Source organism: Stenotrophomonas sp. GD03654 (assembly GCF_029845105.1).
Taxonomy (GTDB): Bacteria; Pseudomonadota; Gammaproteobacteria; order Xanthomonadales; family Xanthomonadaceae; genus Stenotrophomonas; species Stenotrophomonas africana.
This window is the reverse complement of record NZ_JAOCLC010000041.1, coordinates 1-23,232: the sequence shown is the minus strand read 5'-3', so window position 1 is coordinate 23,232 and position 23,232 is coordinate 1. Positions and strand designations below refer to the sequence as shown.

Sequence of the window (23,232 nt, the reverse complement as noted above, 5' to 3'; positions counted from 1 at the left end):
GGCCATTGACCGGCGGCGACGGGGTTCCATGTCAGTGGTGGATGGTCGGCTCGCCGTGCTGCACCAGCTGGCCACCACCGTTGCGGGTGACGAACTTGCGCAGGGCCACGTAGAACACCGGGGTGAGGAACAGGCCGAACAGGGTTACGCCCAGCATGCCGGCGAACACAGTGATACCGGTCACCGAGCGCACCTCGGCACCCGCACCGTGCGACAGCACCAGCGGTACGGTGCCGGCGATGAACGCGATGGAGGTCATCACGATCGGGCGCAGACGCAGGCGGCAGGCTTCCAGCGCGGCCTCAACGATTCCCTTGCCGCCCATCTCCAGCTCTCTGGCGAATTCGACGATCAGGATCGCGTTCTTGCACGCCAGGCCCATCAGCACCACCAGGCCGACCTGCACGAACACGTTGTTGTCACCACCGGTCAACCACACGCCGAACAACGCGGACAGCAGGGTCATCGGCACGATCAGGATCACCGCCAGCGGCAGCGACCAGCTCTCGTACAGCGCAGCCAGCACCAGGAAGGCCAGCATGATCGCCACCGGGAACACGATGAAGGCCGCCTTGCCCTGGGTCGCCTGCTGGTAGCTCAGGTCGGTCCATTCGGTGGTCATGCCCACCGGCAACACCTTGCCGGCGATCTCGGTCAGCTTGTTCATCGCCTCGGCCGAGGACAGCAGGCGCGGGTCGGCTTCGCCGGCCAGGTCTGCTGCCGGATAGCCATTGAAACGCAGCACCGGGTCCGGGCCGAAGGTCTGCTTGATGGTGACCATCGAACCGATCGGCACCATCTCGCCACGGTCGTTGCGGGTACGCAGCTTGCCGATGTCCTCGACCGTCTCGCGGTACGGACCGTCTGCCTGGGCGATCACCTGCCAGGTACGGCCGAACTGGTTGAAGTCGTTGACGTAGGCCGAACCCAGGTAGGTCTGCAGCGTGTCGAACAGTTCGGTGAGCTGCACGCCCTGTGCCTTGGCCTTGACGCGGTCCACCTCGGCATCCAGCTGCGGCACGTTGGCCTGGTAGCTGGAAATCGGGAAGGCCATGCCCGGCGTCTGCGCCACGGTACCCTGCATGGCCTGCACGGCATTCTGCAGTGCGCCGTAGCCCAAGTTGCCGCGGTCCTCGATGAACATCTGGTAGCCGTTGCCGTTACCCAGGCCGAGGATCGGCGGCGGCATCATCGCGAAGGCGAAGCCTTCCTGCAGCCCGGCGATCTTCTGGTTGATCTCGGCATTGATCTGCGCGGCGGTACGGCCATGACGCTCGGCGAACGGCTTGAGCGGAATGAACGCCACACCAGTGTTCGGCGTGTTGGTGAACTGCAGCGCGTTCAGGCCCGGGAACGAGATGGTGTGGGCCACGCCATCGGTTTCCTGGGCGATCTTGGCAACCTTGCGCAGCATTTCATCGGTACGCGCAATCGACGAACCTTCCGGCAGCTTCACGCCGGCGATCAGGTACAGCTTGTCCTGGGTCGGGATGAAGCCCGGCGGCACCAGCTTGAAGATCACGCCGGTACCCACCAGCAGGATCGCGTAGACCACGAACACCGCACCACGACGGCCGAGGATGCGGGCAACGCCACGTTCGTACTTCTCCGAGCTGGACTTGAAGAAGCGGTTGAACGGACGGAACACCCAGCCGAACAGGCGGTCGATCAGGCGGCTCGGGCCGTCCTTCGGTGCACCATGGGCCTTCAGCAGGCGCGCGGCGAGGGCCGGCGACAGAGTCAGCGAGTTGATCGCCGAGATCACCGTGGAGATGGCGATGGTGACCGCGAACTGCTTGTAGAACTGTCCAGTAACACCCGACAGGAACGCCATCGGCACGAACACGGCGCACAGCACCAGCGCGATCGCCACGATCGGGCCGGAGACCTCGCGCATGGCCTGGTGGGCCGCCGCGGTGGGCGACAGTCCTTCCTCGATGTTGCGCTCGACGTTCTCCACCACCACGATCGCGTCGTCGACCACGATGCCGATCGCCAGCACCAGGCCGAACAGGCTCAGCGTGTTGATCGAGAAGCCCAGCAGGTACAGCGCGGCAAAGGTACCGACCACCGACACCGGCACCGCAATCAACGGAATGATCGAGGCACGCCAGGTCTGCAGGAACAGGATCACCACCAGCACCACCAGGGCGATGGCTTCCAGCAGCGTGGAGACCACGGCCTTGATCGAGTCACGCACGAAGATGGTGGTGTCATACACGGCTTCGTACTTCACGTCGGCCGGCATGGTCTTCTGCATCTCGTCCATCGTCGAGATGACCTGGTCGCGGATCTCCAGCGCGTTGGCGCCGGGCGACTGGAAGATACCGATACCGACCGCGTTCTTGCCGTCCAGCTGCGAGCGCAGGGTGTAGTCACCGGCGCCCAGTTCCAGGCGGGCCACATCGGCCAGGCGTACGATCTCGCCGTCCACACCGCTCTTGAGCACGATGTCGCCGAATTCCTTTTCGGTCTTCAGCCGGCCCTGGGCATTGATCAGGGTCAGGAACTGGCTGTTCGGCAGCGGTTCCGCACCGAGCTGGCCGGCCGAAACCTGCACGTTCTGCTCGCGCATGGCGCGCACCACGTCGCTGGCGGTCAGGCCGCGCGACGCCACCTTGTCCGGGTCCAGCCAGGCGCGCATGGCGTAGTCGCCACCACCGAAGATCTGCGCGTCACCCACGCCCGGGATGCGCGCCAACGCATCCTTGACGTGCAGGCGGGCGTAGTTGCGCAGGTACAGGGTGTCGTACTTGCCTTGCGGCGAGGTCAGGTGCACCACCATCAGGAAGGTCGGTGACTGCTTCTGCGTGGTCACGCCCTGCCGGCGCACGTCCTCGGGCAGGCGCGCCTGCGCCTGCGCCACGCGGTTCTGCACCTTCACCGCCGCCGCGTCCGGGTCGGTGCCCGGGCGGAAGGTGACGGTCATCTGCAGCACGCCGTCCGAGCCGGCCACCGACTTCAGGTACATCATGCCTTCGACGCCATTGATCGCCTCTTCAAGCGGCGTGGCGACGGTCTCGGCAATGACCTTGGGGTTGGCGCCCGGATACACCGTGCGTACGACCACCGACGGCGGCACCACTTCCGGGTACTCGCTGATCGGCAGAATTGGAATCGTGATCAGGCCTGCGGCGAAGATCACGATCGACAGCACCGCCGCGAAGATCGGCCTGTCGATGAAGAAACGGGAAAAGTCCATGGAGGAATTCCTGGGAAAGGCGTTCGGCGGGCAACAGCCACCCTGCCCCTCGTCACGTTGACGAAGGCAGGAACGGCTGCCGCTGGCGCCGGCAGCTAAGCGGGGACGCGGATCAGGAGCCGGCGGATCAGTGGTTCAGCGCAGCGGTAGCATCGCGGCCCGGTGCGGGCTTCGCGGCCTGTGGCTGCATCGCCACGGCCTTTGCCTGCACCGGCATGCCCGGCATGAAGACCTTCTGCACGCCGTCGATGATCACCTTGTCGCCGGCGGCCAGGCCGTGCTCGACAATGCGCAGGCCGTCGGCGGTGCGGCCGAGCTGAATGTCACGGCGCTGGGCCTTGCCATCCTTGTCGACCACGTACACGTACTTGCGGTCCTGGTCGGTCAGCACGGCCTTGTCGTCGATCAGCAGGGCCTGGAACTGGCCGCTGCCGAGCAGCTGCACGCGGGCGAACAGGCCCGGGGTGAACTGGCGGTCGGCGTTGTCCAGCAGTGCGCGGACACGGATGGTGCCGGTGCTGCGGGCGACCTGGTTGTCGAGGAAGTCGACCTTGCCCGCGTGCGGGTACCCCTCCTCACCGGACAGACCGACCTTCACCGGCAGCTCGCTGTCACGCTCGCTGGGGCGCTCGCCCTTGCGTGCCATCTGTGCGTAGCGCAGGAAGGTGCTTTCGTCGGCATCGAAGTAGACGAACACGGTATCCAGCGAGACCAGCGTGGTCAGTACGCTGGCGCTGTCGCCGGCGGTGACCAGGTTGCCGGCGGTGACCATCGCGCGGCCGGCACGGCCGTCGATCGGTGCACGCACCTTGGTGAACTCCAGGTTGAGGCGGGCCGCATCCAGGGCCGCCTGCGCGGCCTGCACGGCGGCGCCGGACTGATCGGCGGCGGCACGACGCTGCTCGGCCGTCTCGGTGGAAATGGCCTGCTGCTCAGACAGACGCTTGGCACGCTCGGATTCGCTACGGGCCAGCGTGGCCTGGGTGCGGGCACGGGCGAGTTCGGCGGCAGCGCGATCATACTCGGCCTGGTAGCTGCGCGCGTCGATGGTGAAGAGCACTTCGCCCTTCTTCACTTCCTGGCCTTCGACGTAGTTGACCTTGTCGATGTAGCCGGACACGCGCGGACGCAGTTCAACGCTCTGTACCGCTTCGACGCGGCCGCTGAACTCGTCCCACTGGCTGACCTGCTTGACCAGCACCGGTGCAGCGCTGACCTGCGGCGGCGGCGGTGCACCGGCTTCTTCGGCGTGGCCGCCGCTGCAGGCCGCAAGCACGGCCGCGGCGAGGATCGACACGCCGACCATCGCAATGCGATGACCGAAACGATGTGGGGTGGAATTGGGGGAAGTCATGGCATGCATCCGTACGGAGGGGTGGTACAGCTAGATGAGAACGTGTTGCAAAAAACAGGCGGCGTATCCTGCGACCTCAACCGTGGTCGAGGTCAAGCGACGCCCGCGGTATCGCGCCAGAGGGGAGGAACGTCCAGGTGCAGCAGGCCGCGCGGCAATTCGGCATCACTGCTGTCGCAGCGGACGATGGCGCGGTTGTCGCGGCAACCATCCAGCAGCGAGACCACGCGGCGGCCGACCAGCAGCGAGCTGGGCCACTCGATGCAGGCATTGGCCGCGTTGGCCGGGGTACAGACGGGGCTGCAGACTTCCAGCATCTGCGCACGCACGCCCAGCGCCTGAGCTTCCTGGTGCACCACCTGCGCGTACATGCGCAGCGCGGCAGTGGTGATCGAGGTCTCGCCGTAGCCTGCCCATGGCTTGGCGTTGGCCGGGCTGCCGATCATCACGTAGCGGCGCGCATGCACGTTGTCCTGCAGCAGCGGCAGCAGATGACGCACTGCGTGCACGTGCGGCATCAGATCGGCCTGCATCGCGCCCAGCAGTTCATCGCCGTTGCGGTCGGTCACCCGGCCGCGGCGGTAAGGGCCGCCCATTGCGGCGATCACCGCTGCCAGCGGGCGCGGGCGATGCGCAATGCGTTCGGCCAATGCACGGGCCGAGCCGTCATCGCTGAGCGAACCCAGCAGCGTCTCCAGGCCCGGCTCGTCAGCGAACTGCTCATGCAGCGCCGCCAGCCGGCCTGGATCACGACCGACCACCAGCACCGGGCTTCCGGCTTCCAGCAATGCACCCACCACGCCCTGGCCGACGGCACCGGTGCCGCCGAGGACCAGGACTTCGGGCGTCAGTATCCCATTCACGGGACATTTCCTCCCAAATCCGGGATAGTCCCGATTCGACGCAGCCGGTCACCCTTGTGCGGGACCAGGCGGATGGCACCGCCACGCTGCTGACGCATGGGCGCGGTAAACTCACGGAAGTCCTTGTGTACCAAGGAACTCGGACGGGCTTCGACGGTCATCGCCAGGTCCAGGGTGTTCTGGCCGGCGTTCCGGAGTCGGGCAAGAATGTTGCGCAGGCTCATGGCGGACGGGCTCCAATTAACGAATGGCGCCACGATAGACCTCAAACCTTTACTTGATTAGTCCTGATTAAGGGGAATAATCATCCCGCTCCCGGTCCAATCGTTCTGTCACGATTGTCCCATCCCCGACGTCCAGGATCCCCGACCATGTCCCACGATCTCAACGAGACGCTGATCTTCGTCAAAGTGGTCGAGCAAGGCAGCTTCATTGCCGCTGCCAAATCGCTCGGCCTGCCCAAGACCACGGTCAGCCGCAAAGTGCAGGAACTGGAAACGCGCCTGGGTGCGCGCCTGCTGCACCGGACCACGCGCCGCCTCGGCCTCACCGAAGCCGGTTCGATCTACCACGAGCATTGCCAGCGCATTGCGCGCGAGCTGGAAGAAGCCGAGAGCGCAGTGAGCCAGCTGCAGTCCGGCCCGCGTGGCTGGCTGCGCTTCACCGTGCCCTATTCAATCGGCATCACCTGGATCGCCCCGCTGCTGGGCCAGTTCCATGCGCAGTATCCAGAGATCCGCCTGGACATGCATATGGGCAACGAGAAGCTGGACCTGATTGCTGGTGAAGCGGATCTTGCGCTGCGTGTCGGTGCCCTGCCCGATTCCAACCTGGTGGCGCGCAAGCTGGGCAGCCTGCGTACGCAGGTGTTCGCCAGCCCGGCCTACATCGAGCGCTATGGCGAACCGCTGCATCCGGAAGAACTGCAGTTCCATCGCATCCTGGCGATGCGCAAGCCGTACCACACCGGCAACTCGCCGCGCTTCACCTGGCAGCTGGGCGAGAACGGCGGCGAGCTGCGCGACTTCCCGGTCACCCCGCTGATGACCGCCAACGACATGTCTGCGTTGAACGGTGCGCTGGTGTGTGGCGAAGGCCTGCTGCTGACCGGCGATGTGATGGCCAAGCCGTTTGTTGAATCGGGCATGGTGCGCCGCGTGCTGGCCGGCTGGACCGGCCCGGAAGTGGACTTCAACGCTGTGTTCGCTGGCGGCCGCCTGGTTTCGCCGAAGGTACGTGCGTTCGTCGACTTCCTGGTCGAGAAGCTCAACTTCGATGCCAACTATATGCTGGCGCAATGCCCAGGCGCGAAGCTGGCGCAGCAGCAGAAGGAAAAGGAAGACGCCGCGCTGGAAAGCAGCGGCAAGCGGATCCTGGAGAAGGTGGCCGCTTCGGCGGCGTAACCGGACGCATCCACGCACGGCATGGATCTGGCCAGCGCGCGGCGCGGCGTTCTGTAGAGTCGAGCCATGCTCGACTGCTGTTGGGACCGCGCCGACCAAGGTCGGCATCTACCAGAAGAGGAGTCGAGCACGGCTCGACTCTACATGCGCTATCGGCGTGCCGAGCAAGCTCGGCACCCACAAAAATGCCGCCTGCAAGGGCGGCATTTTCGTTCCGGCTACGCCGAACTACCGGTAGATGCCGACCTTGGTCGGCGCCGTTCGGAGAAGCCGCGAACGGGAACGCTATCGGTGCGCCGAGCAAGCTCGGCACCTACAGAAAATGCCGCCTGCAAGGGCGGCATTTTCGTTCCGGCTACGCCGGAACAGCAGTAACGCTACGCGTTACTGCTTGAGCGGAATCACCCGGATTTCGACGCGGCGGTTCTTTGCACGGCCGGCATCGGTGCTGTTGTCGGCGATCGGGTACGACTTGCCGGCACCCAGCGTTTCGATACGTACGCTCTGCACGCCCTGGCCGATCAGGTACTGCGCGACCGAGTCGGCACGTTCCTTCGACAGGCGGTTGTTCACCGCGTCGCTGCCGATGCTGTCGGTGTGGCCGACCACTTCGATCATGGTCTGGTTGTAGTCGCGCAGGGTGCCTGCCACGCCGTTGAGCGAACCGTAGAACTGCGGCTTCAGGGTCGACTTGCCGAAGTCGAAGGTGATGCCGTCCGGCAGGTTCAGCATGATGTTGTCGCCCTGGCGCTGCACATCGATGCCGGTGTTGGCAGTGCGCTCGCGCAGCGCGCGTTCCTGGCGATCCTGGTACTGGCCGACGGCGGCGCCGCTGAGCGCACCGATACCGGCACCGATCAGTGCGTGCTGACGACGCTCGGTGGCGCTGTCGCCGGTCAGCAGGCCAGCGGCCACACCAATCGCGGTGCCGATCAGCGCATTGCGGCCGGTGCGGTTCTGCTGCTCGGTCGGGTTGCCGTACTGGTCACTCTGCACATAGGAGCCGCCAGTGGCGCAGGCCGACAGGACGGCCGCACTCATCAGAGCCAGTGCGACGTTGCGGGTAGTGTTGCGGATCATGGGGTTCTCCTTGGTTTCCGGTCGGGCCGGCGGCTTGCGGGCGCAGAGAGAATAAACAGCCCGATGCGATGCCGGAATGATGATGAGGCGTGGCGACAGGGCCGCGTTCAGCTAACTGACTGGATCACTCAGCCGCCACTTTACCCTTCTCCCGACTGGCGGTAAGCCGCCAACGCTGCGTCGCGGCCAACCGCCAGATCCACCAGCGGGGTACGCGGATAGCCCGGGGCATGCGCCGCCAGCAGTAGCGGATGCTGCCACGGCGCGAAGCGCGCCTTCACCGGCAGTGCCGCCAGCTCGGGCACCCAGCGGCTGATGTAGCGGGCCTGTGGGTCGAACTTCTCGGCCTGGGTGACCGGGTTGAACACGCGGAAGTACGGCGCGGCATCGGCACCGGTTCCGGCCACCCATTGCCAGCCCATCGTGTTGTTGGCCAGGTCGGCATCGACCAGAGTGTCCCAGAACCAGCGTGCGCCCTGCAGCCAGTGCGCACGCAGGTGCTTGCACAGGTAGCTGGCCACAATCATCCGCACCCGGTTATGCATGTAGCCGGTGTGCCACAGCTCGCGCAGGCCGGCATCGACGATAGGCACGCCGGTATTGCCGCGCTGCCAGTCGTGCAGTTGCGCTGCAGTGGGCGTGGCCCAAGGGAAACGGTCAAAGCGCGGGTTGAGGTTGTCGGTGGGCGTCTTCGGGAAGTGATGCAGCAGGTGGTAGGCGAAATCACGCCAGCCGAGCTGGCGCAGGTAGCCGTCGATGTCGGCGTCGGTGCCCGCACTGCGCAGGCCTTCCAGTGCATGGGCAATGCGCCACGGTGCGATTTCGCCGAAATGCAGGTGCGGCGAAAGCCGCGAGGTGCCCACGCGATCCGGCAGGTCGCGCTGCTCGCGGTAACCGCGCAACGCGCCGTCCTCGAACACGGACAACGCCTCCAGCGCGCCAGCCTCGCCCGGTTGCCAGTGCTCCCAGAAGCCGGTATCCCAGTCCAGCGTCGGTGCCAGCTGAAGATCATCCAGTGCGAGGCTGTCGACCGCGTGCGCCGCCAGCGCCTTCGGTGCGGCCTGCAATGCGGGCAGGCGCCAATGACTGAGCACGTTGCGCCAGTAGGGAGTGAACACCTTGTAAGGCTGGCCCTGCTGGGTCGCGATGTCCCAGGGCTCGAACAGCAGGCTGCCATTGCAGCTCTGCGCGTCGATGCCCTGCTCGCGCAGCGCGCGCTTGATGGTGGCGTCACGCGGCTGTGTGGCCGGTTCGTACTTGCGGTTCCAGTACACCGCCTCGGCGCCGGTCTGCTCGATCAGCGCCTGCAGCGTAGCCAGGCTCTCGCCGCTGCGCAGTACCAGGGCCGAACCGCGCGCGCGCAGGTCGGCGTCGAGCGCGGCCAGTGAGCGATGGCGCCACGCGTCCGATGCTGCGCCTGGCAACCACTCACCTTCCTCCTGCGGCGCATGGATGTAGACCGGTACCACTTCATGGCCGGCATCGAGCGCGGCCTGCAGGGCCGGGTTGTCCTGCAGCCGTAGATCACGGCGAAACCACACCAACGCTACCGACACGTGCATCGCCTTCGTTCTGGATGCCGCACATGATAGCCAGCGGCGGTGAAGGCGTTGCGCGCGGCGGGGTCTGCTAGGCTGCCGGGCCCGTTACTGGAACACCTGCGCCATGGATGAGCTGCACGCTCCCTTCGCTCGCTTCGGCCTGCTGCAGGCCCAGGATGAACGTGACTGGGACGGACCCTTTCCGCTGCCATCGGTGCTGGCGCGCTTCTACGCGCAGGTCGGGCCACTGGGGCCCGAGATCAACGCCAGGGTTGGCCATGCCGGCATCACCATCCCCGGGCTCGAGGTGTGGGTGCCACCGCTGCAACGGCTGTGGCGCCATCAGGCCGGTTACCGCTGGAACGGCATCAGCGGCGAGGCGATCGAAGACTGGCCCGCCAACTGGCTGGTTGTGGCCGATCTGGGCGCCGATCCTTTCATCCTCGACCTGGACGATGGCCGCGTGCTGTTCGCACGACATGGCTGTGGACGATGGGAGCAGGACACACTCGTAGACGACCTGCCGACCCTGATGGCCATTCTGGCCGCGGCCGGCACTGTGTATCTGGAAGCCGGAGATGATCTCTACAACGATGACGACGACGGCGGCATCCGCGCCGAACACCAGGAAGCGGCCGTGCAGGCAGTGGCCCGGGTGCTGGGCGACCGCCTGCAGGCCGAGGCCTTCATCGAGACGTTGCTGGGGTGAATCCACGCATGGCGTGGATCTACTTTTCGAAGCGCTCCATCGCCTTGCTGATCAGCGCACGCGCTTCGGCGGCGTTGCCCCAGCCGTTGAGTTGCACCGGGTTGCGCCCCGTCGGCAGGTCCTTGTAGACCCGGAAGAACGCCTCGATGCGCTGGCGCTCGATCTCCGGTAAATCCTGCAGATCGCGGATAGTGGCGTAGGTCGGGTCGACCTTGTCGGTCGGCACGCCGATGATCTTCTCGTCGTGCTCACCGCCGTCGATCATCTTCAGGTAGCCGATCGGCCGGAAGCGCACGATCACGCCCGGATGCAGCGGTTCGCGGGTCAGCACCAGCGCATCCAGCGGATCATTGTCACCGGCCAGGGTGCGCGGCATCGAGCCGTAGTTGGCCGGATAGGCCACCGGCATCGACTGGAAGCGGTCCACATGCACCAGACCGTCTTCCTTGATCTCGTACTTGGTGAAGCTGCCGGCCGGAATCTCCACCGCCAGATTCACCTCCTGCGGGGCCTGCTTCGGCTGCGCCACCAGGAACGGATGCAACACGGTATCGGCAGCGGTCACCGCACTGGCCAGCAACAACAGGGCGGCACCGATGGCAGCGAGAGGAACGATGCGACGGGGCGCGTTCATGTGCGTCTCCTCATTCCCAGCAGCGGTCGGCACGCCCCTTGGCGGTCTGCGCGCGCGGGCAGTCGCGTGGCGTGATGCGGCCTTCGGTCAGCTCCGTGCGCAGCTTGCTACCGTTGGCATCGCGGCGCAGTTCGAAGGCGTCGTAGAGACGACCGGTCACGGTGCGGGCTTCATAGCGCAGGTGCTGTGGGTCGATATTCAGCACCTGGAACAGCTGGGTGTCCTCGGCCACCGGATGCATCGTCCTGCGTGCTTCGTCGGAAAGGCGGTACTGCTTCGGTCCGGCCACGGTCACCACATACTGTGGCGTCGCCGCCTGCCCTTCGCCACGACGGCCATAGGTGTGATCGTGGCCCTGCAGCACCAGATCGACGTTGTGGCGGCGTACCACCGGAAGCAGCACATCGCGCAGCGCGGCGTTCTCACGCCCTTCGCGCGGCGAATAGAACGGCTGGTGCAGCAGCACGATGGTCCACGGCTGCGGATTGCCGCTCAGTACCTTGTCCAGCCACTGTGCCTGCGCCTTGGCGGTGCCCAGGTCGAGGGCCGACGTGCCATCGACCACGGCCACGCGCACGCCCTGCGCATCGAACCAGTAGCTTGTCTGCTGTGCGGCGCTGGCGCCATTGCCCGGCAGCGCGAACGTGACCGGCCAATGCTTGCCCAGCACGCGGCGTTCCTGCGGGGTGTCCTCGAATTCCTCGAAGTACTCGTGGTTGCCGATGGCCGGGGCCACCAGGGTTTCCTGCGCCAGCCAGCTGGTAGCAGCAAACCACTCGCCCCACTCGCTGTCATCCATGTTGTCGCCACCACTGACCAGGTCGCCGGCAAACAAGCTCATGCGCGCCTGCGGTGCAGCCTTCTGCGCGGCACGCACCACCCGGCTGACGTGGCTGACGTTCTTGTTCTGGGTATCACCGAAGTACAGCAGGGTCAGCGGCTGGTCGGCGGCGGCCAGCGTACGCAACTGGTTCCAGGCGCTCCAGCTGCCATTGCCCTGCACGCGGTAGACGTACTGGGTATCCGGCTGCAGGCCGCTGATGTCGGCGCGATGATGATGCGACAGACCGTTCTCGGTCTGCAGCGCACGGGTCGTTGCGCGCACCTGGCGGATGCCCTCGATGGCCGGCGAATCATCGGCGAGGGCAATCTCCAGCAGCGGTGCCTGCACGCTGCCGTCGGTACGCCAGGCCACGGCGAACCCATGGCTGGGGTCGACCGCCGGCGAGGCGACGATGCGGTCCGGTACCGTCGTCGCTGCGTAGTGCCGGCTGCCCGCCGGCACCTGGGTATTCGGTTCGGCCGCTGCGAACGACAGGGACGGCAACGCCAGCATCAGGCCCAGCGCCAGCGTACGCATCACGCACTGCCCGCTCATGCGCCACACTCCAGCGGCAGCGCCAACTGCTTGGCGATGCTCTCCCAGTCGAAGGCCACCACGCCCTGGTCGTCGTGCACGGCATACAGCGCACCGTGCGGGAAGCGCGCGCTGGGTTGCTGCATCATCCAGATGCCATCGGTGTTGGCCACGGTATTGCCCTGGAACGCGCCGACCGGCTTCAGCGTGTGGCGGTCGAACAGGTGGAATACGCTGCGCTGCTTGCCCTGTTCGGTGGTGATCCACCATCCGTCCTTGCCACAGGTGCGCAGGGTCACGCCTTCGGCCTGCGCCTTGAACACATCGCGGCCGAACGTGGTGCCGGTGAAGCGGCCCGCCAGGGTATAGACCTTGAACTCGCTGGCGTAGCTCTCGTCCTCTTCCGCAATCAGCAGGCGGTCGTTGTCCGGATCGCCCCAGATCGACTCGACCACGCGCAGCGCACCGGCCGCGGTGGTGTCACCGATGCTGGCCACCAGCTTCGCCTCGACCTTCGCACCGTCGCGGGTCACGTGGTACTGGCGCACGCGCTTGTCCAGCTCGGCCAGCGGCGGCAGGATGTCACGCCCCTGCGCATCCTCGCCGTTGTCCCAGGAGTCGGTGACGTAGACGCTGTAGCCATCGGCACGGCGGTCGACCCACAGCCCGTACGGCTTGCGCAGGTCGTCCGCAGCGAAGGTCGCCAGCGGCGCGAAGTCCGGCAGGCTCAGCACCTGCACGCGGTGATTGTCGCGCTCCACGATCCACAGCAGGTCGTCGGTCACCGCGATGCCGTTTGGGCGGTCGAACTGCCCCGGTGCGGTGCCGCTGCTGCCCACGTCACGCAGGTGCTGGCCGGTGCTGCCGTCGTAAACCACCAGCTTGTCGGTCGCCTTGGCCGTGGCGATCAACCACAGCACGCCATCCGGAGCGCGCCAGGCCGCCGGCGAATCGATGTTGTCAGCCGGGGTCATCGGCGAAAGGAACGCCTCGGCGATGGTGGTCACCGTGCGCTCGCCGCTGGCCTTCGCTGGCGTCGCGGCCATGGCAGGATCGTTGCCGGCGGACGGTGTGCAGCCGGCGGCCAGTGCAACGGCCAGCGCGGCGGCCAGGGCAGTGATGCCACGCGCCATCACAGTGCCACCTTCAGGCCCAGCGCATAGGTGCGGCCATATTCTTCCATCTGCAGGGTGCGCGAACGCGTGCCCTGGTACAGCTCCAGCGGCTTGTCCAGCAGGTTCTGCGCCTCGAAGTACATGCTCACCCGCGGGGTGAACTTGTAATCCAGCGAGAAATCGAGCTGGGTGTTGGGTGCAACATAGATGTCGAACGCGCGGCCCTTGCCGATGCTGTCCAGGTACTCGCTGCGGTATACGGCCGCCAGGCGCGTGCTCACACCGTACTTTTCATAGCCGATGTGTGCGCTGTAGACATGCTTGGAGGCGCGCGGCAGCGTGAAATCCTCCCCCGCACGGTCCTTGATGCCGGCATCGAATTTGGTATCCAGCCAGGTGCCACTGGCACCGACCAGCAGTCCATCCAGCCCGGAAGGCAGGAAGGCCAGCTGCTGCTGCCAGTTGAACTCGGCACCACGCACGGTGGCCTTGCGGCCGTTGATCGGCTGGGTCACGTCGAAGCCGCCGTAAGCCGGGTCGTTGGTGCGCACGGTCTCCACGATGTAGCCGTCGATGGACTTGTGGAACAGGCCCAGCGAGACGATGCCGGTGCTTCCGATGTACTTCTCCACCGACAGGTCGATGTTCTTCGACTCGTACGGGTCCAGTTCCGGATTGCCCAGGCGCACTTCCTCGTCACCGCGGCTGTAGCCCACGCGCGGTGAAATGTCACCGAACGAGGGGCGCGATACGGTCTTGTTGGCCGAGGCACGCAGCACCCAGTCGTCTGCAGCGTCATAGCGCAGGTGCAGGCCCGGCAGCACGTTGGTATAGCTGCTGTTGGCCACGCGCGGGGTGACGGTGAAGCTGCGGCCGTTGGCGGCCACGTCCACCTGGTTGCCAACCGCCTTGAACTGGGTGTTTTCCACGCGCACGCCGCCAATGATACGCAGCGCGCCCACGTCCCAGGTACCCATCGCATAGCTGGCGAAGATGTCTTCGCTGGCAACGTAGTCCTCTTCCAGCGATGTCATCGCGTTGCCACCGGCATCCTGCGGGCGGGCGCTGTACTGGCCACCGTTGGCGGCCCAGAAGGCGCGCATCGCGGCCGAATCCATGCCGTCACCCAGGTTGCCGTGGCGGTGTTCGGGCGAGGAGGTGCTCCAGCTCGACAGCGCCACCTTCGGGCCGACGCGCAGTTCGCGCTCGTCCACATTCACGTCGCGGTCGCGCCAGCGTCCCAGCAGGCCGAACTTGATGCTGCTGCTGTCGCCGTCGAAGCGTACGTTGACCTGCGCGCTGTGCTCCTTGTCGTTCACCTGCTTGGGCGAGAGCACGAAGCGGTCGAACGCATAGTTGCTGTTGTCCAGCCACTGCGGGTTGTCGAAGCTGTAGCTGGGCAGGCGGCTGCGCTGGTCAAGCGTGCCGTTGAAGGCCTTGCCGTTGAGCTTGAAGCGCGCCTCCATCTCGTCGTTCACCCGCTCCTCGGTGCGGGTGTAGCCGATCCGGTAATCGACCACGGCGTTGGTCAGCTTGTTCTCGCCACCGAGGCTGGTCGCGAAGGTGTTTTCCTTCTTGGTGCGGTAGCGCATGCGCTTGTCGATCGAATCCTTCGGCATGCCATCCAGGCGGTACTGGTCGGTGCCGGTCTTGACCATCTTCGCGTCGTCGAAGTTGAAGATCACGCGCTGGCGGGTCTCCGCATCGTCGAACTGGCTGTAGAGCGTGCGCAGGTAGTACTTGCTGTCGTCGTTCGGCCGCCAGTCGAGGTTGAGGTTGGCACCGATGCGCTTGCGCTCGATCTCGTACTTGCGGTGCTGCAGGTTGATCGCGGTCACGTCACCGGGGGCGGCATCGTCCTCGCCGTCGTACTCCACTTCGGTGTTGTCCGACTCGAACCGGCGCTTCTGGTAATTCACGCCCAACGCCACGCCGAACGTGTCGTTGAACACTTCGCTGTAGTTGAAGGCGGCCTTGGGGCTTGTCTCGCCGGACAGCTGCTGGTGACTGCCCTCGATCTTGCCGCGCAGGCTGCGACCGTCGCGGTCGAAGGCCGAGGCCGATTCCACCAGCACGGCGCCGCCGATGGCATCACCGGGCATGTCCGGGGTCGGCGACTTGACCACGCGCAGGCGCTCGGTGGAGTCGGACGGGATCACGTCCAGCGGCGCGGCACGGCTGGAATCCTCCGGCGTGCCGACCGCGATGCCATCTACGCTGACGCTGTTGAGGTTGGCGTCCAGGCCACGGATGACCACGAAGCGGCCTTCGCCCTGGTCGCGGGTCACGCTGATGCCTGGCAGGCGCTGCAGCGACTCGGCCACGTTCTTGTCCGGGTACTGGCCCAGAGCATCGGAGGACACTGCGTCCTCGATGGCGTCGCTGCTGCGCTTGAGGTCGACTGCGCGGATCTGCGATTCGAGCTGGGCACGCACCTCGATGCGGTCCAGGTCGACTGCATCCGACGCCACGGCGCCGGTGGCGGCTACCGCCTGCTGCCCGGCGGCCTGCAGCGGTGCTGCGGCCCCCATTGCCAGGGTCAGGGTGATGGCAACGGCCAACGGAGTCTTGATATGCACTGGGAATCCCCATTCCTGTTAAGAATGGGTCTGCACGGTATGTCCGCAAGGTTGCATGGCCGTGACATGCGTCTGCACATTTCGAGTAACACCGCTCCGGGCCAGGTTTGGGTTCGGCCCGCCAATCCTGCAAAATGGCGCCCTCTCTCCTTCTCCCCCCTTCCGACCATGAAGATCGTCGAAGTGCGCCACCCGCTGGTGCAGCACAAGATCGGCCTGATGCGCAACGCTGCGCTCAGCACCAAGGACTTCCGCGAGCTGGCCAACGAGCTCGGCACGCTGCTGGCCTATGAGGCCACCGCCGACCTGGATACCGAGCCGCACACCCTGCCCGGCTGGGCCGGCCCGGTCACCGTGCAGCGCATTGCGGGCGCCAAGATCACCGTGGTGCCGATCCTGCGCGCTGGCCTGGGCATGCTCAGCGGCGTGCTGTCGCTGATCCCGGCCGCCCGCGTCAGCGTGGTCGGCCTGCAGCGCGATGAGGAAACCCTGCAGCCGGTGCCCTACTTCGAGCGCCTGACCGGCCGCCTGGAAGAGCGCGACGCGCTGATCCTGGACCCGATGCTGGCCACCGGCGGCACGCTGATCGCCACCATCGACATGCTCAAGCGTGCCGGCGCCCGCCGCATCAAGGGCATCTTCCTGGTGGCCGCGCCGGAAGGCATCGAAGCGGTCAAGGCCGTGCACCCGGACGTGGAGATCTACACCGCAGCCGTCGATGCCCAGCTCAACGACAAGGGCTACATCCTTCCGGGCCTGGGCGATGCAGGCGACCGCATCTTCGGTACCCGCGTCGGCTGATCCGGCGGACCGGGCTCGGATCCCTTTCGCAGAAAGGGCTCTGACCCCAAGCGCTGTACTACAGGCCGGCTGCGAACGCTTCCAGCTGGCCGATGACGGTGTTCCAGCCGTCGAAGAAGCCCAACTGCTCATGCTGGTCACGCAGGGCCTTGTCCGGGTGCATCACCCGCGCGGTATAGCGGCAGCCCTGCCCTTCGTCCTCCATCGTGATGATGGCGGTGAAACCCAACCACGGTGACTGCGGCCGCCAGCCCGGGCCGAGCATCGAGGTGAACACCAGGCGCTGCTGCGGCACGATCTCCAGGAAGCTGCCCGGGTTGTCACTGCTGCCGCCGTCGGGGCCCTGCATGAAGGTGTGGAAGGCCCCACCGGGGCGCAGGTCGAACGCTCGCACCTCGGTGGTCCAGGGCTTCGGGCACCACCACTGACGCAGCAGTTCCGGATCGGTCCAGGCCCGCCACAGGGCGGCACGCGGTGCATTCAGCACGCGGCTGATGACCAGGTCGGTGTCGGGGTTATTACCTGCTTCTACGGCCATGGGCCTGCTCCTGTCGGTGAAGGGTTTCGACGAAATCGACCATGCGGTCGGCACGCGCTTCCCATGCGGCACGCTGCCCGGCCAGCCATTGCTCGGCCTGGGCCAACCGTTCCGGCACCAGTTCGCAGGTGCGTACACGTCCCTGCTTGTGGCTGCGCACCACGCCATTGCGCTCCAGCACGGCCAGATGTTTCATCAGCGAGGGCAAGGCCATCTCGAACGGCTCGGCCAGCGTCGACACCGTGCGCGGCCCCTGCCCCAGCGCGGCTACGATCGCGCATCGGGTGGGGTCGGCCAGTGCCTGGAACACGTCTTGGATGGCGGGATCATACTTACCCATATGGCTAAGTAATACACCGATCTGAATGCCGCTGCAAGCAGGCGCGGCCGGGGGATGATTCTTCACGTTGTCTTGCCGTGTGGAAGCGAATGCTCCGCGCACCCGCCACCGCTTGGAGCACACCGATGAAAGCCTCATTCCTGCTGGCCGCTGTCCTGCTGGTCAGCCTGCCCCTGGCTGCCAACGCCACCACGCCGCAGCAGCAGCGCATGGCCGAATGCTCGGCCAAGAACAAGGGTTTGAAGGGTGATGCCTACAAGACCGCACAGAGTTCCTGCCTCAGCGGCCATGCCGCCGACACCAAGCCTGTCAATGCGCAGCAGGAACGCATGCGCAAGTGCAACGCTGACGCGGGTGCCAAGAAGCTGGCCGGTGATGCGCGCAAGACCTTCATGAGCAGCTGCCTGAAGGCGTCGTAACGGTCGCGACCGGGAAAACAATACACGCGTGGCGTGGATCTACGGGAATCAGTGAAAGGCCGGGCAATGCCCGGCCATTTCATTACCCCAACGCGCGCGCCTTCAGTTCACCCTGCTCGTGCAGGGTCACGAAACGACCCTTGTCATCGCGGCCCAGCTGCGCCAGTGCCACCTGCGGGTCGTGGGTGAAGAACAGCCGCACGTTGCGCGCCAGCTTGTCTTCGAGGAACTGCCGCTTCTCGTCGATCAGCAGCTCGGCGTTGCGGTCATAGCCCATGGTGATCGGCACGTGCACCCATGAACGGCCGGGAATCAGGTCGGCGCAGAACACCACGCCGCCATGCGGCCCCTCGCCGGCCTGCGCATGGCCGACGATCTCGGCCAGCATCAGCCCCGGTGTGTGCCCGTCGCTGTAGCTGAAGCGTACGCTGCGCCCCAACGCCTTGGAGTATTCACCGTCCACCACTTCCAGGCGGCCACTGGCCTGCAGCAGGCCGGGCAGTTCCGGAATGAAGCTGGCGCGGTCGCGCGGGTGTGGCTGCACGGCGCGCTGCCAATGCTGCGCGCCGACCACGTAGGTTGCGTTGGGGAACAGCAGTTCCGGCTCGCGACCCTCGCTCCACGCCGCCAGCAGGCCACCGGCATGATCGAAGTGCAGGTGGCTGAGCACCACTACGTCGATATCCTCGTGCTCGAAGCCGGCTTCGCGCAGCGAATCGATCAGCACGTGCTGGCTTTCCTGCACGCCATAGCGCTCGCGCATGCGCGGATCGAAGAACGCGCCGATACCGGTTTCAAACAGCACGGTCTTGCCTTCCAGCGGGCTGGCAAGCAGTGCACGGCAGGCCAGCTCGATGCGATTGAGCTCGTCCGGTGCCGCCCATTTTTCCCACAACGCACGCGGCGCGTTGCCGAACATCGCGCCGCCGTCGAGGCGCTGCGAGTTTCCACGAATAGACCAGAGTTTCATGCGTCGATTATCGGCGCCGGCTCGTTAAATAATCGCTAGGAGGAAAACAGAAAACCCCGCCGGCAAAGGCGGGGTTTCGGTAATCGGCCAGATTGCCGGCCAACGGCCGGCACGACCGGATCAGTGTGCCGGTACGACCTGGGCACTGCCCACCGGATTGCGCGGGTCGCTGCCGCCGAACAGCTTGTTCGCCTTGCGGTCCCATTCCACGGTCTGCAGGTTGCCCCACACGTGGCTGGAACCGCGGCCACCGGCGGCAACGTCGCCCGGCAGGTCGATCTTGTGACCCATCGCCTGCAGCTGCTTCACCGTCGCCGCGTCGAACGCATCGTCCTCGGCTTCGATCAGGTCCGGCAGCCACTGGTGGTGGTAGCGCGGCAGCGCGGCAACCTGCTGCGCGTCCAGGCCGTCGTCGTAGCCCAGGATGCCCAGCAGCACCATGGTGATGATGCGACTGCCACCGGGGGTGCCCAGCACCACCACCTTGTCGGCGTTCTCCATAAAGGTCGGCGTCATCGAGCTGAGCATGCGCTTGCCCGCCTTCGGCGCATTGGCTTCATAGCCCATCACGCCGAACGCATTGGGCGTGCCCGGCTTCAGTGCGAAGTCGTCCATCTCGTTGTTCAGCAGCACGCCGGTGCCCTTGGGAATCAGCCCCGAGCCGTAAAGCAGATTGACGGTCTGGGTGGCGCCGACACGGTTGCCGTCACGGTCGATGATCGAGAAGTGCGTGGTCTCGTCGTCTTCCAGCGGCGTCGGGTTGCCCGACAGCAGGTCGCTGGGCGTGGCCTTCTCCGGATGGATGGTCGCGCGCAGGCCCTGTGCGTAATCCTTGCTGGTCAGCACCTTCTGCGGGATCTGCACGAAGTCCGGATCACCAAGGAAGAAGGTGCGGTCGCGGTAGGCGCGACGCATCGACTCCACCACCAGATGGGTGCGATGTGCCGGGTCCATCTTCTTGATGTCCCAGCCTTCCAGGATCTGCAGCATGCTGGCCAGCGCGATGCCGCCGGACGACGGCGGCGGCGCGGTGGTGATCTTCCACCCGTTGTAGTTGAACACGATCGGCTCGCGCTGCTTCACGCGGTAGCCGGCCAGCTCTTCAGCGGTCCACTGGCCGCCGGCCTGCTTCACGCCGGCCAGCAGCAGCTTGCCGGTCTGGCCCTTGTAGAAGCCATCGAAGCCACCCGCGGCCAGGCGCTCCAGGGTCTGTGCCAGTTCCGGCTGCTTGAACAGATCGCCGCTGGCGATCGGCTTGCCGTTGCGCAGGTAGACCTCACGGGTGCCGGGGTAGCGTTCCATCACTTCGCGACGCGAGGCATAGCCCTTGGCCATGCGGTCGTACACGGGGAAGCCTTCACGCGCGATGCGGATCGCCGGCTGCAGCGAAGCCGACAACGGCAGCTTGCCGTGCTTGGCTGACAGCTCGACCAGCGCCGCGGGCAGGCCGGGAATACCGGCCGACCAGGCACCATTGACCGAACGATCACGGTCCAGGTTGCCCTGCTTGTCGAGGAAGGCCTGCGGAGTTGCCGCGGCCGGCGCGGTCTCCCGCGCGTCCAGCATCACGTCCTTGCCGGTGGCCGCGTCGTGCAGCAGGAAGAAGCCACCGCCGCCCAGCCCGGAACTGATCGGCTCGACCACCGCCAGCGTGGACGACACCGCCACCGCAGCGTCGAAGGCGTTGCCGCCCTGGGCCAGGATATCGATGCCGGCCTGGGTGGCCAGCGCGTGGCCGCTGGCAATGGCCGCGCCGTCAGGGCGTTCGGCACGGGCCGGGCTGTCGGCCCAGGCCATCGGGCTCAGCAGCAGGCCGAGCAGCAACAGGGGGCGGACGATCAGCGTCTTCATTCGGATGGGGGCTCCGCGTAGAGTTCGGGGTGATCGTGCTGCAACTGGCGCAGCTTGGCCAGCAGCTGGTCTTCCGTTTCCACGATCTCCGGGTCCGGGTCGATGCACTCGACCGGGCAGACGACCACGCACTGTGGCTCGTCGAAATGACCCACGCATTCGGTACAGCGCGCAGGGTCGATCACGTAGATGGTTTCACCCATCGCAATGGCCTGGTTCGGGCAGGCCGGCTCGCATACGTCGCAGTTGACGCAGAGCTCGTTGATTTTCAGCGACACGGCGATACTCCTCGCCCGCGCCCTGGGACAAAGGACCGGCCAGCGCGGGCGCGCGGGCCGGTCAGGTCATCAGCGGCGCCCTTGCAGGACGCCGCCCGGGCCATGCCGGAGCATGGCCGCCATGGCTCGGTATTACTTGGCTTCGACGAAAATGTACTCGGCACCGGTCGGCTGGATCGCAGCCTGTACGCGGGCGTTGTCGGCCGACTGGCCGATGAAGACGACGCGCACGCCCTTCATCGAATCCGGCGACACGTCCTTGAAGACGGCCTGGATCATGTCAGCCATCTTGCCCGAGGCCGACGAACCGAAGGCCAGCATGTTGCCCGGCTGCACGCCACGGGCCACGGCCTGGGTCGCGCTCTCGGTCTGGCGCTCGTACTTGGCCTGGAAGTCCGGGTCCGACTCCGGCGAGAGGTAGTACAGGAACGGGCTGTTGGTGATGTTGCCCATGTTCTGGATGGCCACTTCCTGCAGGTACTTCTTCCAGCCTGCATCGTCGTCCTTGGACGGAGCGACCAGGGCCTGCTTGGCCTCGTCGACCGGAGCGGCCTCTTCCTTCTTGCAGGCGGTGAAGGCCAGGGCCAACGAAGCGATCAGCATCGCGCGCATGGTGGTGTTCATGGGTTTCCTCCCGGAATGGTGCGTGGTGTTGTACGTAATGGGGTGCGGGTACAGCAGGGCTTACGACTGCGCAGCCTTCGCTTCGCGGACCTTGCGCAGGGCTTCGAGCACCGCGGCCGGCACGAAGCCGGACACGTCGCCGCCCAGGCGCGCGATCTCGCGGACCAGCGAGGACGAAATGAAGCTGTGCTGCTCGGCCGGGGTCAGGAACAGGGTCTCGACCTCCGGAATCAGATGGCGGTTCATGCTGGCCATCTGGAACTCGTACTCGAAATCGGACACCGCGCGCAGGCCGCGCAGCAGCACCCCGCCCTGGACCGAACGTACGAAATGGGCCAACAGGGTGTCGAAGCCGATGACTTCGACGTTGCCGTGGTGGCCCAATGCGCCACGTGCCAGCTGCACGCGCTGCTCCAGCGGCAGTGCCGGTCCCTTCGACGGGCTCTGTGCCACGCCGACCACGACCTTTTCGAACAGTGGTGCGGCCCGGCTTACCAGGTCGATATGACCGTTGGTGATGGGGTCGAACGTGCCGGGGTAGACGGCAATGCGGCGGTTGGCCACGGTCATGGGCGGATGCAGATGTTCAGATGAGGTCAAAGTGTAGCAGTGGCGCGGCGGTACAGGGCAAAGCGCACCTCACGGGTGCCGCCCTCGCGGTGCAGCAACCAGTCCGGCGGCAGCATCGGCACGTGGCCGGCCGGCGATTCCAGGTACAGCCAGGCATCGGCAGCCAGATGCCGCGGCAGCTGGGCCAGCACGTCCTGCCACAGGCCATCGGCGAACGGCGGGTCGATGAAGACCAGGTCGGCCTGCTGCGCCTGCGCCCCTTGCAGCCAGCGCAGGGCATCGGCCTGCACGACGGTGACCTGCTCGGAGGCCTGCAGCTTGGCCACGGCCGCGGTCAGATTGCGTCCCAGCTGTGCGTCGCGCTCGACCAGGGTGGCGTGGGCGGCACCACGCGAGACCGCCTCCAGGCCCAGCGCGCCGCTGCCGGCGAACAGGTCCAGCACCCGCGCGCCGCCCAGCCTGGGCATCAACCAGTTGAAAAGGGTCTCGCGCACGCGATCGCTGCTGGGCCGCAGCCCCGGCAGGGTCGGCACCGGCAGACGGGTATTGCGCCAGCGCCCGCCGATGATGCGGACCTGGCCGTCATTGCCCCCACGGCCGCTCATCGGCGCCCCCGGCGGGAGGTATTCGAGAAATTCAGCATGAGCGGGATTGTAGTTCGGCCGGCCCGCGGCCGGCACCCGCAGAGTCCGAAGCAACGGCCGAAGCAACTTCAAAAGCTGGTTTCCTGTGGGTTGGCGGGGCGGGTCAGGTTGTGGGGGACGCCGTAAACCCGTCCATGGGGGCTTGGCCGCGGCATCCATGCCGCGGACACCCCCACAACCTGACCCACCCGCCTTCGACAGTTTCCTGCGATCTGTCGGAACGGCTTTCTGCTCTGGTGGGTGCCGACCGTTGGTCGGCACGAATGAATTCATTCGATATCTGACAGATGTGCCGACCAACGGTCGGCACCTACCAACAGCCGCGTGAACCTGTCAGAGGCGGGGCGGTGTGGGTTGGCA

At 66.1% G+C, this 23,232-nt stretch carries 22 protein-coding genes; 4 read left to right on the top strand and 18 right to left on the bottom strand.

Features of this window, described 5'->3' with window-relative positions:
• Positions 1-31: 31 nt before the first annotated feature.
• The 4 genes from N5J73_RS15290 to N5J73_RS15275 form a co-directional block, all read right to left on the bottom strand.
• A complete protein-coding gene (locus tag N5J73_RS15290) occupies positions 32-3,202 on the bottom strand; it encodes a multidrug efflux RND transporter permease subunit (RefSeq protein ID WP_049446274.1) in 3,171 nt (1,056 codons plus the stop codon).
• Between the two features lie 127 nt (positions 3,203-3,329).
• Complete coding sequence (locus N5J73_RS15285; RefSeq protein WP_049446273.1) at positions 3,330-4,556, bottom strand: efflux RND transporter periplasmic adaptor subunit; 1,227 nt, start codon at positions 4,554-4,556, stop codon at positions 3,330-3,332.
• Between the two features lie 92 nt (positions 4,557-4,648).
• Positions 4,649-5,419 carry an SDR family NAD(P)-dependent oxidoreductase gene (locus N5J73_RS15280; RefSeq protein ID WP_049446271.1) on the bottom strand — a complete coding sequence of 257 codons (771 nt, stop codon included), beginning with the start codon at positions 5,417-5,419 and terminating at the stop codon, positions 4,649-4,651.
• Entirely contained in the window at positions 5,416-5,643 is a 228-nt protein-coding gene (locus N5J73_RS15275; RefSeq protein ID WP_049414419.1) for a hypothetical protein, read from the bottom strand. The genes N5J73_RS15280 and N5J73_RS15275 overlap by 4 nt, the downstream gene beginning before the upstream one ends.
• A gap of 147 nt (positions 5,644-5,790) precedes the next feature.
• Here N5J73_RS15275 and N5J73_RS15270 point away from each other — a divergent pair, with 147 nt between their 5' ends.
• Positions 5,791-6,822 carry a LysR family transcriptional regulator gene (locus tag N5J73_RS15270; protein WP_005409107.1) on the top strand — a complete coding sequence of 344 codons (1,032 nt, stop codon included), beginning with the start codon at positions 5,791-5,793 and terminating at the stop codon, positions 6,820-6,822.
• 384 nt (positions 6,823-7,206) lie between these two features.
• Here the strand turns inward: N5J73_RS15270 and N5J73_RS15265 are convergent, their stop codons facing one another.
• Together N5J73_RS15265 and N5J73_RS15260 are read right to left on the bottom strand one after the other, a co-directional pair.
• A complete protein-coding gene (locus tag N5J73_RS15265; protein WP_010484399.1) occupies positions 7,207-7,902 on the bottom strand; it encodes an OmpA family lipoprotein in 696 nt (231 codons plus the stop codon).
• Between the two features lie 140 nt (positions 7,903-8,042).
• Positions 8,043-9,458: a deoxyribodipyrimidine photo-lyase gene (locus N5J73_RS15260; RefSeq protein ID WP_049446319.1), complete on the bottom strand. Its 1,416-nt coding sequence runs from the start codon at positions 9,456-9,458 to the stop codon at positions 8,043-8,045.
• Between the two features lie 109 nt (positions 9,459-9,567).
• Here N5J73_RS15260 and N5J73_RS15255 point away from each other — a divergent pair, with 109 nt between their 5' ends.
• On the top strand, positions 9,568-10,152 hold the full coding sequence (locus tag N5J73_RS15255) for a hypothetical protein (RefSeq protein ID WP_049446270.1): 585 nt from the start codon (positions 9,568-9,570) through the stop codon (positions 10,150-10,152).
• A 19-nt stretch (positions 10,153-10,171) separates the two neighbouring features.
• Here the strand turns inward: N5J73_RS15255 and N5J73_RS15250 are convergent, their stop codons facing one another.
• From N5J73_RS15250 to N5J73_RS15235, 4 genes are read right to left on the bottom strand one after another with little or no spacing between them, the layout of a single operon-like run.
• A complete protein-coding gene (locus N5J73_RS15250) occupies positions 10,172-10,786 on the bottom strand; it encodes an inorganic diphosphatase (RefSeq protein WP_049446268.1) in 615 nt (204 codons plus the stop codon).
• Positions 10,787-10,796: 10 nt separating this feature from the next.
• Positions 10,797-12,146 carry a metallophosphoesterase family protein gene (locus N5J73_RS15245; protein ID WP_226053537.1) on the bottom strand — a complete coding sequence of 450 codons (1,350 nt, stop codon included), beginning with the start codon at positions 12,144-12,146 and terminating at the stop codon, positions 10,797-10,799.
• A 14-nt stretch (positions 12,147-12,160) separates the two neighbouring features.
• Entirely contained in the window at positions 12,161-13,276 is a 1,116-nt protein-coding gene (locus tag N5J73_RS15240) for a phytase (protein WP_049446263.1), read from the bottom strand.
• On the bottom strand, positions 13,276-15,837 hold the full coding sequence (locus tag N5J73_RS15235; RefSeq protein ID WP_164078679.1) for a TonB-dependent receptor: 2,562 nt from the start codon (positions 15,835-15,837) through the stop codon (positions 13,276-13,278). Before N5J73_RS15235 ends, N5J73_RS15240 begins: the two co-directional genes overlap by 1 nt.
• Before the next feature lie 168 nt (positions 15,838-16,005).
• Between N5J73_RS15235 and upp the strand changes: the two genes are divergently transcribed.
• Positions 16,006-16,638 carry a uracil phosphoribosyltransferase gene (upp, locus tag N5J73_RS15230; RefSeq protein ID WP_057499348.1) on the top strand — a complete coding sequence of 211 codons (633 nt, stop codon included), beginning with the start codon at positions 16,006-16,008 and terminating at the stop codon, positions 16,636-16,638.
• A gap of 58 nt (positions 16,639-16,696) precedes the next feature.
• Here the strand turns inward: upp and N5J73_RS15225 are convergent, their stop codons facing one another.
• Complete coding sequence (locus N5J73_RS15225; RefSeq protein WP_049446317.1) at positions 16,697-17,176, bottom strand: SRPBCC family protein; 480 nt, start codon at positions 17,174-17,176, stop codon at positions 16,697-16,699.
• Entirely contained in the window at positions 17,157-17,516 is a 360-nt protein-coding gene (locus N5J73_RS15220; protein WP_049446257.1) for a metalloregulator ArsR/SmtB family transcription factor, read from the bottom strand. The genes N5J73_RS15225 and N5J73_RS15220 overlap by 20 nt, the downstream gene beginning before the upstream one ends.
• Before the next feature lie 125 nt (positions 17,517-17,641).
• Here N5J73_RS15220 and N5J73_RS15215 point away from each other — a divergent pair, with 125 nt between their 5' ends.
• Positions 17,642-17,935, top strand: coding sequence for a PsiF family protein (locus N5J73_RS15215; RefSeq protein ID WP_049446255.1), 294 nt, complete (start codon positions 17,642-17,644; stop codon positions 17,933-17,935).
• An 82-nt stretch (positions 17,936-18,017) separates the two neighbouring features.
• Here N5J73_RS15215 and N5J73_RS15210 read toward each other — a convergent pair whose 3' ends face one another.
• From N5J73_RS15210 to rsmD, 6 genes are all read right to left on the bottom strand, one after another.
• Entirely contained in the window at positions 18,018-18,905 is an 888-nt protein-coding gene (locus N5J73_RS15210) for an MBL fold metallo-hydrolase (protein ID WP_049446254.1), read from the bottom strand.
• A gap of 120 nt (positions 18,906-19,025) precedes the next feature.
• The gene (ggt, locus tag N5J73_RS15205) at positions 19,026-20,756 is read right to left on the bottom strand and encodes a gamma-glutamyltransferase (RefSeq protein ID WP_049446252.1); all 1,731 of its coding nucleotides are present in this window, start codon (positions 20,754-20,756) and stop codon (positions 19,026-19,028) included.
• On the bottom strand, positions 20,753-21,034 hold the full coding sequence (locus N5J73_RS15200; RefSeq protein ID WP_004153175.1) for a YfhL family 4Fe-4S dicluster ferredoxin: 282 nt from the start codon (positions 21,032-21,034) through the stop codon (positions 20,753-20,755). The genes ggt and N5J73_RS15200 overlap by 4 nt, the downstream gene beginning before the upstream one ends.
• A gap of 132 nt (positions 21,035-21,166) precedes the next feature.
• Entirely contained in the window at positions 21,167-21,658 is a 492-nt protein-coding gene (locus N5J73_RS15195; protein ID WP_004153167.1) for a hypothetical protein, read from the bottom strand.
• Positions 21,659-21,718: 60 nt separating this feature from the next.
• Positions 21,719-22,228, bottom strand: a complete 510-nt coding sequence (coaD, locus tag N5J73_RS15190; RefSeq protein WP_005409091.1) for a pantetheine-phosphate adenylyltransferase — start codon at positions 22,226-22,228, stop codon at positions 21,719-21,721.
• A 26-nt stretch (positions 22,229-22,254) separates the two neighbouring features.
• Positions 22,255-22,833, bottom strand: a complete 579-nt coding sequence (gene rsmD / locus N5J73_RS15185) for a 16S rRNA (guanine(966)-N(2))-methyltransferase RsmD (protein ID WP_049446249.1) — start codon at positions 22,831-22,833, stop codon at positions 22,255-22,257.
• Between the last annotated feature and the right edge of the window lie 399 nt (positions 22,834-23,232).

Excerpts from the sequence above, each read along its gene's own strand:
- N5J73_RS15290 (WP_049446274.1), bottom strand. The coding sequence starts at position 3,202 with ATGGACTTTTCCCGTTTCTTCATCGACAGGCCGATCTTCGCGGCGGTG.
- N5J73_RS15285 (WP_049446273.1), bottom strand. The coding sequence starts at position 4,556 with ATGACTTCCCCCAATTCCACCCCACATCGTTTCGGTCATCGCATTGCG.
- N5J73_RS15275 (WP_049414419.1), bottom strand. The coding sequence starts at position 5,643 with ATGAGCCTGCGCAACATTCTTGCCCGACTCCGGAACGCCGGCCAGAAC.
- N5J73_RS15270 (WP_005409107.1), top strand. The coding sequence starts at position 5,791 with ATGTCCCACGATCTCAACGAGACGCTGATCTTCGTCAAAGTGGTCGAG.
- N5J73_RS15265 (WP_010484399.1), bottom strand. The coding sequence starts at position 7,902 with ATGATCCGCAACACTACCCGCAACGTCGCACTGGCTCTGATGAGTGCG.
- N5J73_RS15255 (WP_049446270.1), top strand. The coding sequence starts at position 9,568 with ATGGATGAGCTGCACGCTCCCTTCGCTCGCTTCGGCCTGCTGCAGGCC.
- N5J73_RS15250 (WP_049446268.1), bottom strand. The coding sequence starts at position 10,786 with ATGAACGCGCCCCGTCGCATCGTTCCTCTCGCTGCCATCGGTGCCGCC.
- N5J73_RS15245 (WP_226053537.1), bottom strand. The coding sequence starts at position 12,146 with ATGCGTACGCTGGCGCTGGGCCTGATGCTGGCGTTGCCGTCCCTGTCG.
- N5J73_RS15240 (WP_049446263.1), bottom strand. The coding sequence starts at position 13,276 with ATGGCGCGTGGCATCACTGCCCTGGCCGCCGCGCTGGCCGTTGCACTG.
- upp (WP_057499348.1), top strand. The coding sequence starts at position 16,006 with ATGAAGATCGTCGAAGTGCGCCACCCGCTGGTGCAGCACAAGATCGGC.
- N5J73_RS15225 (WP_049446317.1), bottom strand. The coding sequence starts at position 17,176 with ATGGCCGTAGAAGCAGGTAATAACCCCGACACCGACCTGGTCATCAGC.
- N5J73_RS15220 (WP_049446257.1), bottom strand. The coding sequence starts at position 17,516 with ATGGGTAAGTATGATCCCGCCATCCAAGACGTGTTCCAGGCACTGGCC.
- N5J73_RS15215 (WP_049446255.1), top strand. The coding sequence starts at position 17,642 with ATGAAAGCCTCATTCCTGCTGGCCGCTGTCCTGCTGGTCAGCCTGCCC.
- N5J73_RS15210 (WP_049446254.1), bottom strand. The coding sequence starts at position 18,905 with ATGAAACTCTGGTCTATTCGTGGAAACTCGCAGCGCCTCGACGGCGGC.
- ggt (WP_049446252.1), bottom strand. The coding sequence starts at position 20,756 with ATGAAGACGCTGATCGTCCGCCCCCTGTTGCTGCTCGGCCTGCTGCTG.
- N5J73_RS15195 (WP_004153167.1), bottom strand. The coding sequence starts at position 21,658 with ATGAACACCACCATGCGCGCGATGCTGATCGCTTCGTTGGCCCTGGCC.
- coaD (WP_005409091.1), bottom strand. The coding sequence starts at position 22,228 with ATGACCGTGGCCAACCGCCGCATTGCCGTCTACCCCGGCACGTTCGAC.
- rsmD (WP_049446249.1), bottom strand. The coding sequence starts at position 22,833 with ATGAGCGGCCGTGGGGGCAATGACGGCCAGGTCCGCATCATCGGCGGG.